Here is a 15,315-nt window from a genome sequence, read left to right on the forward strand (position 1 = left end):
GTGGATGCCTCCTTTTTTTAAAGTGTGCTTGGTCAGACTTTCTAGAACGCTGACGAGTGAAAGAATTCTTTTGTTAACAAAAACATGATACACCATTTTTGAGACTAACTCAAGCAAATTTTTACGATTTCCATCAAATACAGGTATCATAATTTAGTTTATTTTTTGAGCCTGGCAGAGCTTTTATTTTAATGTTTTAATTATTTTTTGTTTATTTTTTGAGCCCATTTAATTGTTGTATGTTGTAATTTATTATTAGATGTGTTATAGTATTTTTGAGCCTATTTAGAAGGAGTAAAATCATGGTTTCTTTTAATGAACTAAACAAAAAAGCGCAAATAGATTTCATCTTAAAATATTATCCGCTGATTTTTAAAAGGCAACAACAGAAGGACAAACTTTCTGCAGATGCTTTTTTACGTAAGTATCTTATGATAAAGAACGATAAAAGAACTGAACTGAACGGGAAAAAACTTGTATCTTTAGCTTCATATAAACGTTATTTATCTCAAATTAAAACTATCTATCGAGATGATTTATCATATGTTGAACTTGTTTCTGCATATTCAAAATTAAAAATCCCTAAGCTTCATCAAACAAAATTTGGCAAAAACCTACTTGATGTTATATTAGAAAGCTTTGATAGTGATGTATTTGAATATGTATTTACAAAAATTAGTTTAAGTGAACACATGCAAGCTTTTGGAGAAGATTATTTAAAAAAATTCTTTGAGAACAAGGAAGACGATGTTAGAAAAATTACTCTGTCACTAGATAAATTAGGTTTATTTGATACAGTATTAAACACACTTGAACGACTTTTTAAAGATAATTCAAAAGTTATCACAAATTTTTCAGATTTAATTGATGAAGTACATAAAGCCAAAGGTCATGTCAACTCAAATTATTTAAATATTGAGGAGTTACAAATAAATGCGGAAGCTTTTATAGAGCTATTTAAGGAAGAGGTAAATAAACAATCTTTAATGAAAATGAATGAAAAAAGACAAAAAGAGATTGAGGGTGTACTTGAATCATATCTTTCTTATGAAACTATTGTTGAAACAGGAGGTAGTTATGTTTTCAATAGAAAAAGTGGCAGTATCAAACTTGATACTTCTCAAAAGAATCGTAGTGAAAAACAATTAGATAAGTATAAATCAAAAAAATACTATTTAGCTAGTTCAGACTCAAATTGAACTTTTTCCATTAATTCAAGTAGCTATTAGTGAGTAACTAAAAAAGAGAAATTTATTAAAATAAGCAAGACTGTAAAATAAAACCCAACCAAAATTTATTTTGGCTGGGTTTATTTGATATTCTTTACAATCTCATTAAATGAAGATATAATTTTTCCTTGCTTATCTTTGGGTAATTTTGTTAAGTTTTCAAAAAGTATTTCTGGAGAATCTTCTCGATCTGATTCAAATGATGGTAGGTTGAAGAACTCCTCGACCGTTAGATTTAGGGCTTTGATTACGGATTCAAGAGTTTTTATCTTAAAATCATACTTCATGTTTTCTATATTTTGAATCGCTTTGACACCTAGCCCAGCGATTTCAGATAATTTTTCTTGACTTAATCCCTGTGCTTTTCTGCACTCACGTATGCGAAATGCGATATGCTTTTGTAATTTATTGTATTCCATGTTATCTACCATTTTACTATCTGTTTTCTCTAAAAATAAGTATAATGAACTATCCAAAAAACAAAAAAGTATGGTAAAATAGTACTATAATTTAATAAAATGCATAGGGCATTGTACAAAGGAGTTTATAGATGTCAAAAACTATGGAAAATAGTCATAGTACTACTAAAAAATTGTATACAGGTGCAGTTATTTCAGCCATCGCAGCCACTGGTCTTGTCGGCACAGTCGGAACGGCTCATGCAGATACGACTGAAACACACATCCCTACAACTGCTAAAAACGAACCCGCTTTGGTAGAGAAAGAAGCGCCTAAGAAAGTAGAAGTGAAAACTCCTACTAAGGAAGACGTTGCTGAACTTGGTGCTACTGCTAAACAAACCCAAGAAGCATCTGACAAGGCAAAAGAAGTCTTGGATCAAGCGAATGAAAAGTCTGATAAGGCAGAAAAGAAAGTCGCTGACTTGAAACAAGCACAAGCAGATGCTCAAAAGGTTGCGGACAAAGCAACTCCAGAAGTTGTTCAAGGTGCAGAGAAGAAAGTGGAAACTGCAAAAGCAAGTGTTCCTACTAAAGAACAAGCGGTATCAACTGCGCAAACTGAAAAAGACGATGCAGACCGAAATGTCGCTATTCAAGGCAAAACTGTTGGTACAAAACAAGCAGAAGTGACTCAAGCTGAAACTGGTGTAGCGGATGCTAAAGCTGAAGTTAAAAACGCTGAGGATGCTTTGAAAGGTGAAGGTCTTGCAGAAGCTAAAGAAGCGCAAGATAAAGCAATCAAGGAAGAGAGCGAGAGCAAACAAGCTCAAGCAGATGCCCAAAAGGTTCTGGATGAAGCTAAAGCACAAAACCAAGACCATGCTACACAAGTAAAACAAGCAGAGCAAGCGGTTAAAACTGCTCAAGCAAACCTTGAAAGCAAATCTCAAGAAAAAGAAACTGCAAAAACAAATGCAGATAAAGCAACTGCTGATTACAACCAAGCGGTATCCACTCTCAATGAACTTCAAAAGGATACTAAAGCAACTATTACTCTTGCCCCAGACTTTATCAAGGCTGTGAAAGAGAATATGGCTTATACTGAAGAGTTGCGCAATGGAACTACTCTCACATCCGAAGAGCAAAGTGCTAAGACATTGGAACTCTACAACAAAATCGTAGACTCTCAACTCCAAAACCGCACCCTCAACAAGTACACACCATCCGCCAAAGACCAAGCAGACGAAACTCGCTATGACATCAACAATCTTCCAAAAGAAGTCACAGATGAACTTAACTACTTCGTAGCTGACCTCATCAACCAAATGCGCCACCAACTTGGACTTCCAGACGTTGTTCTTTCAAAATCAAGCCTTGAATTTGCCAACAAAATCGCTAAAGAGTATGTAAAAGCGAACTTCTCTAAAGCGATGAAAGATGAATATCGTGCTAAAGGTGGCGCAGGTCACTACGCTAAAGGTGTTTACAAGGTTGCTAAAGAGTACGGTTTGAATAGCACCTACACAGAAGAAGAAAACCAAGAGAACGCTGAAAAAGGTTTGCAACCTTATGAGAATGCAGTTACAACTTATGTTTACCACGACTTTGATGATGAAGATGGTGTATTCCGTAAAACTATTGGAGAAATGAAAGAGAAATTGTACGATGACCTCATTGAACTTGTTTCTCACAAGAACGACTATCTCCACACTCAGGGTATCCTCCAATTCGATTACGCAAATGAAACAGTTTACTTTGGTGGCGTAGCACAAAGTAAAACGGACGAGTTTTACACAACTCACTTCCTCACAAGTATCCGTACCACTAACGTAGACGGCTCAAAATGGGATAAAACTCCTATTGTGAACCCACTTAGCAACACGAACAAAGAGCAAGAACTTGCCAAAGCTCGTCAAACTCTAGCTGATGCTATGACTGCTCGCAAAGACGCTCAAGCTCAACTTGAAGCAACAAGCAAAGTGGTATCAGATGCCCAAACTGCTCTTACAAACGCACAAGCTAACTTGTCTGCTTTGAACAATGGGGAAAACCCACTTGCAAATGCACAAAAGGCTTTTGACGAAGCGAAAGCTCGTCATGATCAAGCGGTGGTTACACTTGCCAACGCAAATGCCCTTGTCAACAACTTGACTGCTTCAAAAGCTACAAAAGAGGAAACTCTTACAAATGCGCAAGCAAAATTGAAAGACGCTGAACAAGTTCTTAAAACTGCACAAGACGCTCTTAAAGCAGAAGAAACTAAGATGGCAAATCTTGAAGCAATCGCTTCAAACAAAGCCCAAGCGGTATCTACTGCTAAGAAAGCTCTCAAAGACGCTCAAGATACTGTTAAACAAGCAGAAAAAGAGCTTGCAGACCTTAAAGGTGCGAAAGCTCGCTTGGTAGAAGCGAAAGCAGAACTTGAAAAGGCTGAAGTAGAGCTTAAAGAAGTTTATAAGGCACAAAATAAAGCCAAAGTAGACTACGAAGTTAAGAGCCTTGCAGCAGATCAAGCGAAGTTCGCTTATGAAACTGCCAAAGCCAAATATGAAGAAGCAGAAACAAAACGCTTGGTAGCTCTTGCAGATGCTAAACGTAAAGAGCTTGAAAAAGCGGGTTATAAACCAGTACCAGTTGTGGATGCTAAAGGGAATGTTGTGGATTACAAAGCAGAGAAAGTAACGGTAGGAACTAAAGACGATAAAACATATCAAGCGCCTGCACAAGCTACAAATGCAAAAGCAGAATCTAAAAAACAACTTCCAAATACAGGAACAAAAGAATCGAATCTCCTCGCATTGCTTGGAGCAAGTGTTGGACTGCTAGCTTTGGTAGGAAAACGAAAATATAATAGATAAAAAGAAAGAGAGCGGTGACTCTCTTTTCTCTATTACAGTTTAGTTATATATAAATTTTATATGGTGTGAACTTTTTGGTAAAATCTAGCTCAATTCGTGTATTTTTAGGGTAAAATTCACACCATTCAACTGAAATTTATTCAAATTAGATGAAATTCTGTTTTCTGAAAAAGTGGGAAAACATTGATTTTAAGCATTTACTGAAGGTTATTCAAATCATAGTTTTTCCAACCAGGTCTTAAGAAAGCTCGTAAAGCATCACAATTCTCAAAACGTTAATCAATACGATTATATCAACGTTTCAAAGCACTTTGCAAAGATTTTGCAAAGTGCTTTTTTGTCGATTTTTGAGCTAGAATAGCTTTGTGATAACCTTCTGATAACCTCTTCAAAATTTTAAAAATCATAATTCTATTTTGCTTTATTGAGATAATCTGCAAATTTGTCAATAGAGTTTTTCTCACCAGTTTTTGTGGTGTGAGTATAGACATCTAATGTCATCTGACTGCTTGCATGACCGAGACGTTTTGATGTATTAGAAGGATCGATTCCAATTTCAGACATAAGTGTTGCATGTGTATGTCTAAACCCATGTGGGCTAATTGGTTTTAATTTATGCTTTTTAATAATTCGATTCAGTACGTTATTAATGTAATCAGCATGCAAAGGTTCAATTTTGTCATTACTTGATATGTAAGAGAACATATATTCGTTACTAATATTCAGCTTTGTAAGAGGAAAGTGAGATTGTTCTTTCAGATAGAAATTTCTCCATTGCTTAATAATATCGATTGTCTCATCATCAAGATAGATTGTACGAACTGAAGATTCATTCTTTGTGCTCTTTTCAATCGCTTTACCGTCAATTCTTCCTAGACTTTTATCTATGTTCAATAGATTGCTGTCAAAGTTAATATCAGCCCATTTTAAAGCATATAACTCCCCTTTTCGTAGTCCACTAAATGCAAGCAGTCTAAATAAAGCAAAATGTTTAAATGGCTCAGTTTCTTTCACTATATCAAGGAAATGATGTAATTCCTCCAGAGACCAAAAATTATCTAATCTAGTTTTTTTGATTTTAGGCATGATAACATTCTTCATTGGATTTCGATCAATGTAGTTCATGTTGATTGCAAAATCAAAAATTTTTGAGGTATAGGATTTTATCTGTTTGATATTTTTGAAAGTCTGAGATTTTTGTGTAATAAAGTTTTGACAGTCTAAAGGACTGATTTGGTCAATAAATTTATCGCCAAATATTGGTAGAATATGTATTCGATAGATATTCTTAGTTTGGGAAGAAGTTGTTTCTTCAACGGTACCAACATAGGCCTTAAACCATTCTTGATAAAGTTCTTTATAAGTGACTTTGGGGTTAGGTTTGTCGGTATTTACTGTGGGGGCAACGACACCAGCTTCTAAACGAGCTTCGTACAATTTTGCCTCTTTTTTGGTTTTGAACCCTCTCTTTAAGTGCCTTTTTTTCTTTCCATAAGCATCTAAGCCAATGTAAAAGCTGACATAGTATAGGATTCCTTTTTTTGTTTTGTATTTGTGTATAGACATTTTTTCTCCGTATCTAAGTTTTCGGAGCTTATGTAGTTGAGAAATGAGTGTCTATCTATTTTTTCTATCTTCTTGGCGGATAGCGTATTCGTCTGTTTTAATCCAGCTCTGCCAAACTTTAGAATCTTTATTTTGGTGATTCATATAGTCTATAAACTCAGACATAAAACGTTTATTTTTCTCAGCTAGGTATTCTGAGAATATATGACGAAATTCATCTGAAAAACTATCATCAAGTGGTAGTGTTAATGCCCTTTCGCCAAATTCGATACTTTTCTTTAACTTCTCCATATCGCTTTTAAAAGGTGTCACAGAACCAATTTTAGATGTTTTGAAACTATCTGTAACAATTTTAAGATTTGATGGAGCGTGTGGGTTGCTATCAAGTCCCATAATGTAAGCGACGGAAACATTAAAGTATTTTGCCAATTTTTCAGCATTATCTTTTTTAGGTTTGCGGATTCCTTGATTGTATCCAGAAAGTGTAGGATAGGCTATATTTGTAGCTTCGCTAATTTCTGTCAATTTTTTTCCGCTATTTTCTATCAGTTTAGTAATATGATTCGTCATAAGAACCTCCTTTTTATCATTATAACACATTTTATTCTTTTTGAATAAAAAAGCTTGACAAAAATTCAAAAAGGATATATAATTCAAAATGAATAACAAATTAAATGGTTTCGGAGCTTATTTAATTTAGAAATGAGGTGTTAATTTATGTCGGAAACTACTTTAGTTGTCCAGCTTCCTAAAGAATTAGAGAAGCAATTACGTGCTCACTATGATGAGATGATTTCAAATGCTGTAGTAAGAGTATTTGAAGATAAAGAACTTTATAAACCCATGGTTCGTATGTCAGGTTTGTCTAGGTGGTTAGATGTATCTACGACAACAATCCAAAAATGGACGAAAGAAGGAATGCCAACCATGGTGATTGATGGAGTGACTTTATACGATAAAAGAGCAGTAACACGATGGTTGAAGCAATATGAAAGATAGGTACTAGTATGAATGGTGTTCAGTGGATCAAGATAACAACAGATATATTTGATGATGAAAAAATTCAGCTAATAGAATCAATGCCAGAAGGAGATACTCTTATTGTAATATGGTTTAAAATTCTGGTGCTTGCAGGAAAGCAAAATAATAGTGGCATATTAAGTCTAGGGAACAAGGTTTATTATACAGAAGAGATGCTTTCAACAGTGTTTAGACGAAAGGCTACATCTGTAAAATTAGCTCTCAGTATGTTTGAAGAATTTGGCATGATAGAAATCATAGATGGCGCTATTACCATTCCAAAATGGGAGAAACATCAGAATATAGATGGACTAGAAAAGATTAGGAAACAAACTAGGGAACGTGTTGCTCGTCATAGACAAAAACAAAAAGCACTAATTACAGGCGAGCCACAACTCGTTTTAGACTGTAACGTTACAGTAACGGATGAAAATGATAATGTAACGCAAGAGATTAAGAACAAGAGTAAGAATAAGAAAGAGATTGAGAATATACTGGATAATAGTTCTAGAAAGCCTGAAACTTATATTCCACCCAAATATTATTCTTTGTTAGAATCCATTTCTTATAAGTACAATGATAGATTTTTGTATCCTAATAATTACACTTTAACACATGCTCAGAAGATGAAGATAGGCGAGTATTTGGCTAGTGGGTATGTAACTAGTGATGAAGTTATTAGCATGATTGAACGGATTCCTGAGGATGCGACTTCTCCTTTAGCGTATTTATTTAAGTCTATGGAGAATTTAAAGCAGGAACGTATGCTGGAGTGCAAAGCTATTGCCCATGAAAATGCCCGAAAGAAGTATATGATAAATGAGTAGATATAGGACTGTTCTAAAGAAATGTTATATCACTGAAGAGCAGAATGAAATAGTGAATAACTTGATTGAAATGACAAATCATCTAAATTTTTCTTCTTATGCTAGGAAAATGTTGTTTAAGAGTTCGCCTATTTATCTTCAATTTGATTTTGAATCTTATCATGACTTTATATTTCAAGTTAGAAGAATTATCAATAACTTACGTCAGTTAGAAAGAATAGCAGAACAAAGTGAAGATTTGGATAATGTAAGGATATTTCACTACTGTGTTGAGTTGATGATAGAATATGAAAAGAAGACAAGTAAACAAGTGAAAGAACTTGTAAAACGACTAAATAAGAAAACGAGGTGATAGGACCATGAGAATAAAATCTGTGTTGAAACAGGTGTTTTTGACGGAAGAAGAAAATAAAAAATTAAATGATTGTATGAGGAAGGAAAATATTCGTAATTTTTCTGAGTTTGCTAGACAAAAATTAATACGAACAGATTTGAACATCCAAAAAGTCTCTTTTGAAGGTTTAGTTCCTTTAACAGAAGAGTTGGAACAAGTCGGAAAGAATATCAATTCTATAGCCCGTCTTGCAACTGTAGTTGGGAGAATAAGCTATGAAAACAAAATGGATATGTCTATTTTGATGCAAAAAATAGTTGATGTGATGGAGGAAAAAGATGTTTATTTTCAAAAGTAATATGGATAAGGATTTTGATCAGATATGCGAATACATATTGAAATTAAAGCGAGCAGAATTATTTCTTCATGGAATTAAACAACAAGATAAGACGAAGGCTCGTTTGTATTATGCGATGCTAGAATACTATGATGCTAACCATAAAAAAGAAAGACATATGAGAATTTTAAAATAAGGAAACGCTGTTAAATTTTGCAGCGTTTTTTATATATCTTCTTAAAATATTTGTACACACAAAGTACAGCTAAAGTGATTTTTTTGATTATTTTATCGAGAAGGAAAGATTTATCATAATATGACTTTGCGAGCTCAGAGTCTGTATACACACACTCCTAAAATCACCCCCAAAATTTGTATACACACAGTGTATGTACTTTTTGGGTGATTTGAATTTTGGGGAATCCTCAAACCCCTGGTGAATTATACGAGCAAAAAAATTTGGGAGTAAGTTTTAGAAAGAACTATTCTACAGTATTTAAAATATGACTTTAAGTAAATTTTTTATTATGTGACTATTAGCCTGTCTCACTCCGCTAGGTGCGAGACAAAAAAATACCCGCTATGCGGGTGTGTACTGACCCCAAAAAGTTAGACAGAAAAAATCTAACTTTTGGGGTCAGTACAAAAGCGTTTTTATTGTATAAAGAATATCAAATAGTTTGAGGGTTTTACTTGTCGCTGTATTTCTTCACTATCCTTTTTGTAATACTCCTGCTTTGTTCCTGAAATATCTACAGTGAATACGTCATCCTTGAAGGTATAATTCTCTTTTCGTTTTATGATATTAGAGCCAGTCAGTTCGATTGTTGAACTGTCTTTATCAATTGTAAAGGTGTCGGCCTCTCCTTTGTTGCTATTTCCTTTGTTACCTGAAATGGTAAAGGCAACTTCATTTCTACTCTCGTTTATTCAACGGTATTCGCCATCTAAAGAATTGCTTGATTGGTTAGAACATGCAATTAATAAAATTGTAGATAGAGACACTAAAAGTAATGTGATAAATCTTTTCATTTACATACTTTTTATTTCTATATTATATTAAAGAAACATTACATAAGTAAGACAGTAATTTTTTAGGTTGATCTATTTCTTTCGGGAAAATCATTATTTTTCGGAAAGTTGATTTATAGTCTCTTTTAAATATAAAATTAAAAAGATGTGCAGGTTGTAATTAACTTGTGCATTTTTTTGTTTAAGGTGAATTCAAAGTATCCTAATATACCATATAGCTGAGAAATAAATCAAAATAGGGAAAAGAAGATATTGACAGAATTCCAGGGTTTGGTATAACAGTCAACTAGATAGTTACAATGATCAACAGGAGATATTCCTGAAGGTGTAATGTAAGATATTAGTGAAAAGATCGGAGAACATACATGGAATATAGTAAACTAGGCTGGGAAGAAGTTAGTAAGTTTGAGGAAATAAAAGGTTATGGACAACATATTTGGCGACATCATGAGAAATATTTTTTTGTTACAGATGAATGGGGAATAGTTGAACAGAGGGTAGTCTATGAATTACTATATAGAACTATTTCAATCACCCTACCAAGTTTTTCTGAGTTACTTGAAAAGTCTAACTTAATTTGACAATTTAGGCAATAAAGAAATTCTAGACAAGCTTTTGAGCTATTCAGAAGACTTGAAACACCACTATCATCTCTATCAGCTCTTACTTTTTCACTTTCAGAATAAGGAACCAGAAAAATTTTTCGGACTCATTGAGGACAATCTAAAGCAGATTCATCCTCTTTTTCAGACTGTCTTTAAAACCTTTCTAAAGGACAAAGAGAAAATCGTCAACGCCCTTCAACTACCCTATTCCAACGCCAAATTGGAAGCAACCAATAATCTCATCAAACTTATCAAGCGCAATGCCTTTGGTTTTCGGAACTTTGAAAACTTCAAGAAGCGAATTTTCATCGCTCTGAATATCAAAAAAGAAAGGACGAAATGTGTCCTTTCTCGAGCTTAGCTTTTCTTCAACCCACTACAGTTGACAAAGAGCCGTAGATTTTAGGTATTTACCTTGTCTACTTAAGAGGTATCATATCATCGAGATAAAGGTGATTTGTTTGTTCCTAAGAATTAGGTTTTAGGTTTGACTTGTGGTAACTTCTGGAAAAAGCTTGTCTAGGATTTTTGGAGTGATAGCTTGTCCAGGACCTTCAGCACAGTAGGTGTGAATATACATAGAGGGATTGAAGTTGAGCTCGATACAAGTGCAATGAGGTTTTTCCTTGCTAGCAGGCTGAGTTCTATCTGGAATGATGAGGTCAACCCCGCAAGCCCAGGCCCCCATGCTAGTTGCCATAGCTGCTGCCAATTCTTGGTAAGAGGAATCTATTGTCTCAGTGACATCAATAGAGTCACCACCCGTAGAGATGTTGGAGTTACGGCGGAGATTGACCTTTTTCCCTTCTGGGAGAATATCATCAGGTGCATAACCTTGCTGAGTCAACATCAATTGTTCGATGTCTCCTAGCTTAATGATTTCCAGAGGTGAGCGGTGGTCACGGCCTCGCAATGGATTGGCATTTTTCTGAGCGACTAATTCACGAATGGTGTGTTTGCCATCACCGACAACATTAGCAGCGACACGAAGGAGGACAGCCTCACAACGCCCGTCCAGAATGAAGAAACGGTATTCGGTTCCTGGGATAAATTCTTCAACAAGAACAGCTGTATCTTCTGCAAAGGCAATCTCGAGAGCTTTCTTATAGTTATCAAGGCTGGCAGGCTCTTGGAAAATGGAAATGCCCAGACCGAAGTTGGTTGATTTTGGTTTAACCACAATTTGTTTGCCCTTGATAAGAGGATAGTAGGCTAGACCTTGTTCTAGACTGGTAAATTCGTCGCCGGCAGGGACAGGGAAGCCAGCATCAGCCAGGATTTTTTTGGTCACGGTTTTATTAGCCATGGCAAGAGGAACTACATAGTTGTCTTTTGAGGTCATGTTACCATTTTTGACGTACTCAACATGATCTTTATGCCAGAGTTTAAGGAATTGATCCTGCTCATCTAGGATTTCAAAATGAAGCCCTTTTTGAATGGCATCAAAGAGCAGCATCTGGGTAGAAAGTTCCATCTCCTCATAACCCTTAAGGGCATAGTGGGCAGTCCAGTCGTAATCATGATAGGCAAGCGCCTTGTCAAGGGCAAAGTCAGAAAGGGACTTGTCTTTGATATGAGGAAGAAGTTGAGCAGCTAGTGTCTGACTGGAATCTGAAAAGGCATCTTTAACTTGTTTGACCAGACCTCGATGATAGTCACCAAGCCCAAAATGTTGCACCAGTTGGTCTAGAGCTGTCGTAATGTTCTGAGTTTCAGCTTCAGAAGGTAGAGGTTCTAAAGGATGAGAGAGGGCAATTTTTTCATTCAGCGCGTGACCTTGAGCCAGAGCCTGATCAACATTTTCAGGGGTATCCAGCCAGAGGAAGGCTAGAAGGAGTAGGTGTACGGTATCCATGGTAGTTTGGCTAATACCGATACGCTCAAAGGGGTTGAGGTCGAAGTTACGGAATTCTAGGTAGGTGATTCCCTTGTCAAGGAAGGAGCGATTAACCTTTTGTCCACGGAAACGAACAGCCGAGTAAAATTCCTTTTCCGCAATCAAATCACCTTGTTCGATATAGTTTTCGATGGCAGAGACATAGTCTTCTAGGCTTGCAAAAGATACTTGTATTTCTTCCTTATTGACATAACCATGGTCGCTGTTTCGGAAGGAACGCACGAGTTCTGGCACTTCTTGGTCGAAGAAGCCTTGCTCAGCAACAGGTGCAGCACCAAAGAGATAGGTAATCACCCAACGATAGCGCAAATAGTTCTGAGCCAGCTTGAGATAGAGGGCGTTTTTGAAAGCAATTATATCAATCTGGTCACTTTCTTGGAATAGGGCTTCAACCAAATCTTTCCCTAGTTCCATATTATAGTGGATACCTGAGATAGCTTGTAGTTTAGTTCCGTATTTTTCGGCTAGGTAGTTACGATAATGGCGTTCAAATTCATTTTCCAGTTGGGCAACTTGGATTTCTTGGGCGTTGATACGAGGAGGCATGGACAAGGGCCAGAGAAGTTCATCTTTACTGATGGAACGTCCAGCTACATCGGTAATGGCTCCAAGAAATCGACGAGCCTCAGTGGTAGATTTAGCAACTGGTGTGATGAGTTCCATCTGAAACTCACAAAAATCTGTTTGAATATAAGGGTGGAAACTTCGAGCTCCTAGGCAGGAAGGGTGAGGCGTATGTGCTAATTTTCCCTGTCTATCGACACGAAGACTTTCGCGTTCAATTCCAAAGTTAGCTTGAAGGATAGGGCTAGTAGGCTCCAGCTTTTGAAGCAGTTGATTTATAGTCATAGAGTCACCTTTTCATCTAATGTAAGTAATAGTATATTATAATAGGGCAAAGAAAACAACTTTCCGCTACGGTTAAGGGGAATTTTCGAATGTTTTAGATAAGAATTCTTAAAACCAGTTGCTTTTTAGCTCTATTATATGCAAAAATTGTAAAATACCCACCGATTTTTATGTAAAATGTTATTTCTCTTGCAATTTAAATCAAATTAGCCTATACTAATGACGTATATATGAGAACGAAAGAATCCCTAGGGTCGGCACTGCACCCATAAAATGAGACACAAGAAAACACTCCTGTTGTGGTAAACTAGAAACAGGGGTGTTTTGTTATGGTTAAAAAGCATATTCAGTAGAAACTAAGCTAGCCTGTATCGAAATGAAGAAGGCAGGCAAATCAAATAAAGTTATCATGGATACCCTCAGCATCAAAAATGCTAGTCAGGCCAAGACCTGGTAGCGATGGTATCAGAATGATGAATTGTACCGTTTCCACCAACCCGTGGGGAAACAATATACTTATGGTAATGGGATGAAACAGTTATCTGAAGTGGAACAGTTACGATTGCAGGTAGAATTACTAAAAAAGTATCAGAGCTTGATAAGAGAATCGACAAAGTAAGTCTTATCAAGCTAGTAGAAGAGTATAAGAAAACGTTCCCTGTATCTATTATTTTAGAATGTTTCGGCGTCAAACGCTCCACCTTTTATCGCTGGAAACAGGAGTGTAAGAATTCTCAGAAAAGAGGCGAAATAGCAGATAAAATCGAACAACTCTGTATAGAAAATCACTTTATTTACGGCTATCGAACCATCACTCGCTTACTAAAGAAAGTTTATAACCTCGTCGTTAATCGCAAGAAGGTCTATCGTATCATGAAGGAAAAGGGCTACCTTTGCCGTGCCCGTCCCAAGAAGGAACCTAAATTAGGGAAGCCTTACCATGTAACAGACAATAAGCTGGATCGTGATTTTCAAGCAGACAAGCCTATGGAGAAGCTTGTCACAGATATTACTTATTTATACTTAGGTAAATGTAAGCTATACTTGTCCTCCATCATGGATCTTTATAATCGTGAGATTGTGGCTTATACCATCTCAGATTGTCAGGATACGGACTTTGTGTTGGACACGCTCCATCAATTGGAATTACCTCAAGGAGCGATCTTACACAGTGATCAGGGATCGGTTTACACCTCAAAAGCTTACTATCAGGCTTGTGTAGAAAAAGGCATCACCCGCTCCATGTCCCGTAAGGGAACACCAGCAGATAATGCCTGTATCGAATGGTTTCATTCCGTCCTAAAGTCTGAAACCTTCTATCTCCATAAGTGAAGAAACATAACTGGAGATAGTATAACAGATATTGTCAAAAATTACATCATATTTTATAATGAAACTAGAATTCAACAAAAATTGAATGACCAGTCCCCTGTAGAGTACAGAGAATTGGTCGTAGAAGGGGTCCAGCAACCGAAGGGCGCTAGCCTTCAAATTTTCCTCCCAAAATGTGTCCAAAATATTGATAGAATTCCAGTTTTTGATAAGTCCGTTTAAAAAGACGAATCATCTTCTATTATATATTATTTTCTAAGTCAAAAATGATATAATAAAATGCAGAAACGGTTATATGAGGACTTTGTCAAGGTTTTTTGGAAAATCCAGATGTTGTTTTTTTCTCTACCTATTTTTCTAAAACTGGGGAAAATCTGATATAATAAGCTTTGTAGGTGTATTATATTAATACTTACAGAACCGAACTATTCCCCTATTTAAGAAATATTGATTCAAATTTTATGAAATCAATCAGTAAATATCGTTCATAAAAACCTTGATATTACGCTATTTTTAGTCCAACTGAAACTCATACTTTCCAAACCAGGTCTTAAGAAAGCTCGTAAAGCATCACAATTCTCAAAACGTTAAGAACCAGCTACAATACAGCATTTACAACACTTCATGGTTCACACCATTACTTTTTAAGATTGCGATAAGCAATCTCTCCAACAGCCATTGGAATGACATTTGAAGTGTTGACATAAATTTGAGTTGTGCCTGTCTCACTATGTGTTAGAGCCTCAGAAATAGCTTCAATAGATGTTCCAGCCGTTGCCCCTGTATGTCGTAATTTATGAGGTGTAGCGTGTGCTAACTCTTTGTGACGTTTTCGAATGCTTTTCATTTTGTTATTTAGGTAATCAGAGTGGAGAGGTTTGTTTATGTTTTCCTTTGTATCTATATAGGTAAAGACAAATTGTTCTGGATTGCTGATGATACCGAACTGTGCTAGTTCGTATTTTTGTTGTTTTTTCCAAGAGGTATGAAGTTGAAGTAAGTCATTAAAAATAGAGAAAATAGGATAG

12 protein-coding genes and 3 pseudogenes are annotated in these 15,315 nt (G+C 35.9%); 9 read left to right on the forward strand and 6 right to left on the reverse strand.

The annotated features are described in order from the left end of the window. The first annotated feature begins 302 nt into the window (after positions 1 to 302). Positions 303 to 1,199 (forward strand): hypothetical protein, encoded by an 897-nt coding sequence (locus ATE34_RS08935; protein WP_084911757.1) that lies wholly within the window; start codon positions 303 to 305, stop codon positions 1,197 to 1,199. Positions 1,200 to 1,309: 110 nt separating this feature from the next. Here the strand turns inward: ATE34_RS08935 and ATE34_RS08940 are convergent, their stop codons facing one another. Next, positions 1,310 to 1,648, reverse strand: a complete 339-nt coding sequence (locus ATE34_RS08940; RefSeq protein ID WP_084911783.1) for a helix-turn-helix domain-containing protein — start codon at positions 1,646 to 1,648, stop codon at positions 1,310 to 1,312. A gap of 131 nt (positions 1,649 to 1,779) precedes the next feature. On the opposite strand from ATE34_RS08940, the gene ATE34_RS08945 reads away from it, so the two are divergent. Further along, a complete protein-coding gene (locus ATE34_RS08945; RefSeq protein ID WP_084911759.1) occupies positions 1,780 to 4,488 on the forward strand; it encodes an SEC10/PgrA surface exclusion domain-containing protein in 2,709 nt (902 codons plus the stop codon). 411 nt (positions 4,489 to 4,899) lie between these two features. Here ATE34_RS08945 and ATE34_RS08950 read toward each other — a convergent pair whose 3' ends face one another. Then, positions 4,900 to 6,054 (reverse strand): site-specific integrase, encoded by a 1,155-nt coding sequence (locus ATE34_RS08950; RefSeq protein ID WP_084911761.1) that lies wholly within the window; start codon positions 6,052 to 6,054, stop codon positions 4,900 to 4,902. Between the two features lie 51 nt (positions 6,055 to 6,105). Next, positions 6,106 to 6,624, reverse strand: coding sequence for a helix-turn-helix domain-containing protein (locus tag ATE34_RS08955; protein WP_000181350.1), 519 nt, complete (start codon positions 6,622 to 6,624; stop codon positions 6,106 to 6,108). Positions 6,625 to 6,771: 147 nt separating this feature from the next. Here ATE34_RS08955 and ATE34_RS08960 point away from each other — a divergent pair, with 147 nt between their 5' ends. The 4 genes from ATE34_RS08960 to ATE34_RS08980 all read left to right on the forward strand — a co-directional run bounded on the left by ATE34_RS08960 (position 6,772) and on the right by ATE34_RS08980 (position 8,768). After that, positions 6,772 to 7,053, forward strand: a complete 282-nt coding sequence (locus ATE34_RS08960) for a hypothetical protein (protein WP_000005473.1) — start codon at positions 6,772 to 6,774, stop codon at positions 7,051 to 7,053. A gap of 8 nt (positions 7,054 to 7,061) precedes the next feature. Then, positions 7,062 to 7,901, forward strand: coding sequence for a phage replisome organizer N-terminal domain-containing protein (locus ATE34_RS08965; RefSeq protein ID WP_001014727.1), 840 nt, complete (start codon positions 7,062 to 7,064; stop codon positions 7,899 to 7,901). Between the two features lie 359 nt (positions 7,902 to 8,260). Next, entirely contained in the window at positions 8,261 to 8,593 is a 333-nt protein-coding gene (locus ATE34_RS08975) for a hypothetical protein (RefSeq protein ID WP_001220782.1), read from the forward strand. Continuing rightward, positions 8,574 to 8,768: a hypothetical protein gene (locus tag ATE34_RS08980; RefSeq protein WP_084911763.1), complete on the forward strand. Its 195-nt coding sequence runs from the start codon at positions 8,574 to 8,576 to the stop codon at positions 8,766 to 8,768. Before ATE34_RS08975 ends, ATE34_RS08980 begins: the two co-directional genes overlap by 20 nt. Before the next feature lie 458 nt (positions 8,769 to 9,226). Here ATE34_RS08980 and ATE34_RS11360 read toward each other — a convergent pair. Continuing rightward, a pseudogene (locus tag ATE34_RS11360) lies at positions 9,227 to 9,604 on the reverse strand (hypothetical protein). 365 nt (positions 9,605 to 9,969) lie between these two features. On the opposite strand from ATE34_RS11360, the gene ATE34_RS08990 reads away from it, so the two are divergent. Together ATE34_RS08990 and ATE34_RS08995 are read left to right on the forward strand one after the other, a co-directional pair. Beyond that, complete coding sequence (locus ATE34_RS08990) at positions 9,970 to 10,185, forward strand: hypothetical protein (protein WP_000456789.1); 216 nt, start codon at positions 9,970 to 9,972, stop codon at positions 10,183 to 10,185. A gap of 1 nt (position 10,186) precedes the next feature. Beyond that, positions 10,187 to 10,570: pseudogene (locus ATE34_RS08995) on the forward strand (transposase); the annotation flags it as partial. Between the two features lie 120 nt (positions 10,571 to 10,690). Here the strand turns inward: ATE34_RS08995 and gshAB are convergent. Beyond that, a complete protein-coding gene (gshAB, locus tag ATE34_RS09000) occupies positions 10,691 to 12,955 on the reverse strand; it encodes a bifunctional glutamate--cysteine ligase GshA/glutathione synthetase GshB (RefSeq protein WP_049531677.1) in 2,265 nt (754 codons plus the stop codon). Between the two features lie 376 nt (positions 12,956 to 13,331). Between gshAB and ATE34_RS09005 the strand changes: the two are divergent. Continuing rightward, positions 13,332 to 14,401: pseudogene (locus ATE34_RS09005) on the forward strand (IS3 family transposase); the annotation flags it as partial. Between the two features lie 523 nt (positions 14,402 to 14,924). Here ATE34_RS09005 and ATE34_RS09015 read toward each other — a convergent pair. Beyond that, on the reverse strand, positions 14,925 to 15,308 hold the full coding sequence (locus ATE34_RS09015) for a tyrosine-type recombinase/integrase (protein ID WP_148877355.1): 384 nt from the start codon (positions 15,306 to 15,308) through the stop codon (positions 14,925 to 14,927). Between the last annotated feature and the right edge of the window lie 7 nt (positions 15,309 to 15,315).

It is taken from the genome of Streptococcus oralis subsp. tigurinus, assembly GCF_002093545.1.
Taxonomy (GTDB): domain Bacteria; phylum Bacillota; class Bacilli; order Lactobacillales; family Streptococcaceae; genus Streptococcus; species Streptococcus oralis_C.

What these genes read in the sequence shown, in the direction of transcription:
- ATE34_RS08960 (WP_000005473.1), top strand. Translation starts at nt 6,772, where the DNA reads ATGTCGGAAACTACTTTAGTTGTCCAGCTTCCTAAAGAATTAGAGAAG.
- ATE34_RS08955 (WP_000181350.1), bottom strand. Translation starts at nt 6,624, where the DNA reads ATGACGAATCATATTACTAAACTGATAGAAAATAGCGGAAAAAAATTG.
- ATE34_RS08990 (WP_000456789.1), top strand. Translation starts at nt 9,970, where the DNA reads ATGGAATATAGTAAACTAGGCTGGGAAGAAGTTAGTAAGTTTGAGGAA.
- ATE34_RS08950 (WP_084911761.1), bottom strand. Translation starts at nt 6,054, where the DNA reads ATGTCTATACACAAATACAAAACAAAAAAAGGAATCCTATACTATGTC.
- ATE34_RS08945 (WP_084911759.1), top strand. Translation starts at nt 1,780, where the DNA reads ATGTCAAAAACTATGGAAAATAGTCATAGTACTACTAAAAAATTGTAT.
- ATE34_RS08965 (WP_001014727.1), top strand. Translation starts at nt 7,062, where the DNA reads ATGAATGGTGTTCAGTGGATCAAGATAACAACAGATATATTTGATGAT.
- ATE34_RS08940 (WP_084911783.1), bottom strand. Translation starts at nt 1,648, where the DNA reads ATGGAATACAATAAATTACAAAAGCATATCGCATTTCGCATACGTGAG.
- gshAB (WP_049531677.1), bottom strand. Translation starts at nt 12,955, where the DNA reads ATGACTATAAATCAACTGCTTCAAAAGCTGGAGCCTACTAGCCCTATC.
- ATE34_RS08975 (WP_001220782.1), top strand. Translation starts at nt 8,261, where the DNA reads ATGAGAATAAAATCTGTGTTGAAACAGGTGTTTTTGACGGAAGAAGAA.
- ATE34_RS08935 (WP_084911757.1), top strand. Translation starts at nt 303, where the DNA reads ATGGTTTCTTTTAATGAACTAAACAAAAAAGCGCAAATAGATTTCATC.
- ATE34_RS08980 (WP_084911763.1), top strand. Translation starts at nt 8,574, where the DNA reads ATGTTTATTTTCAAAAGTAATATGGATAAGGATTTTGATCAGATATGC.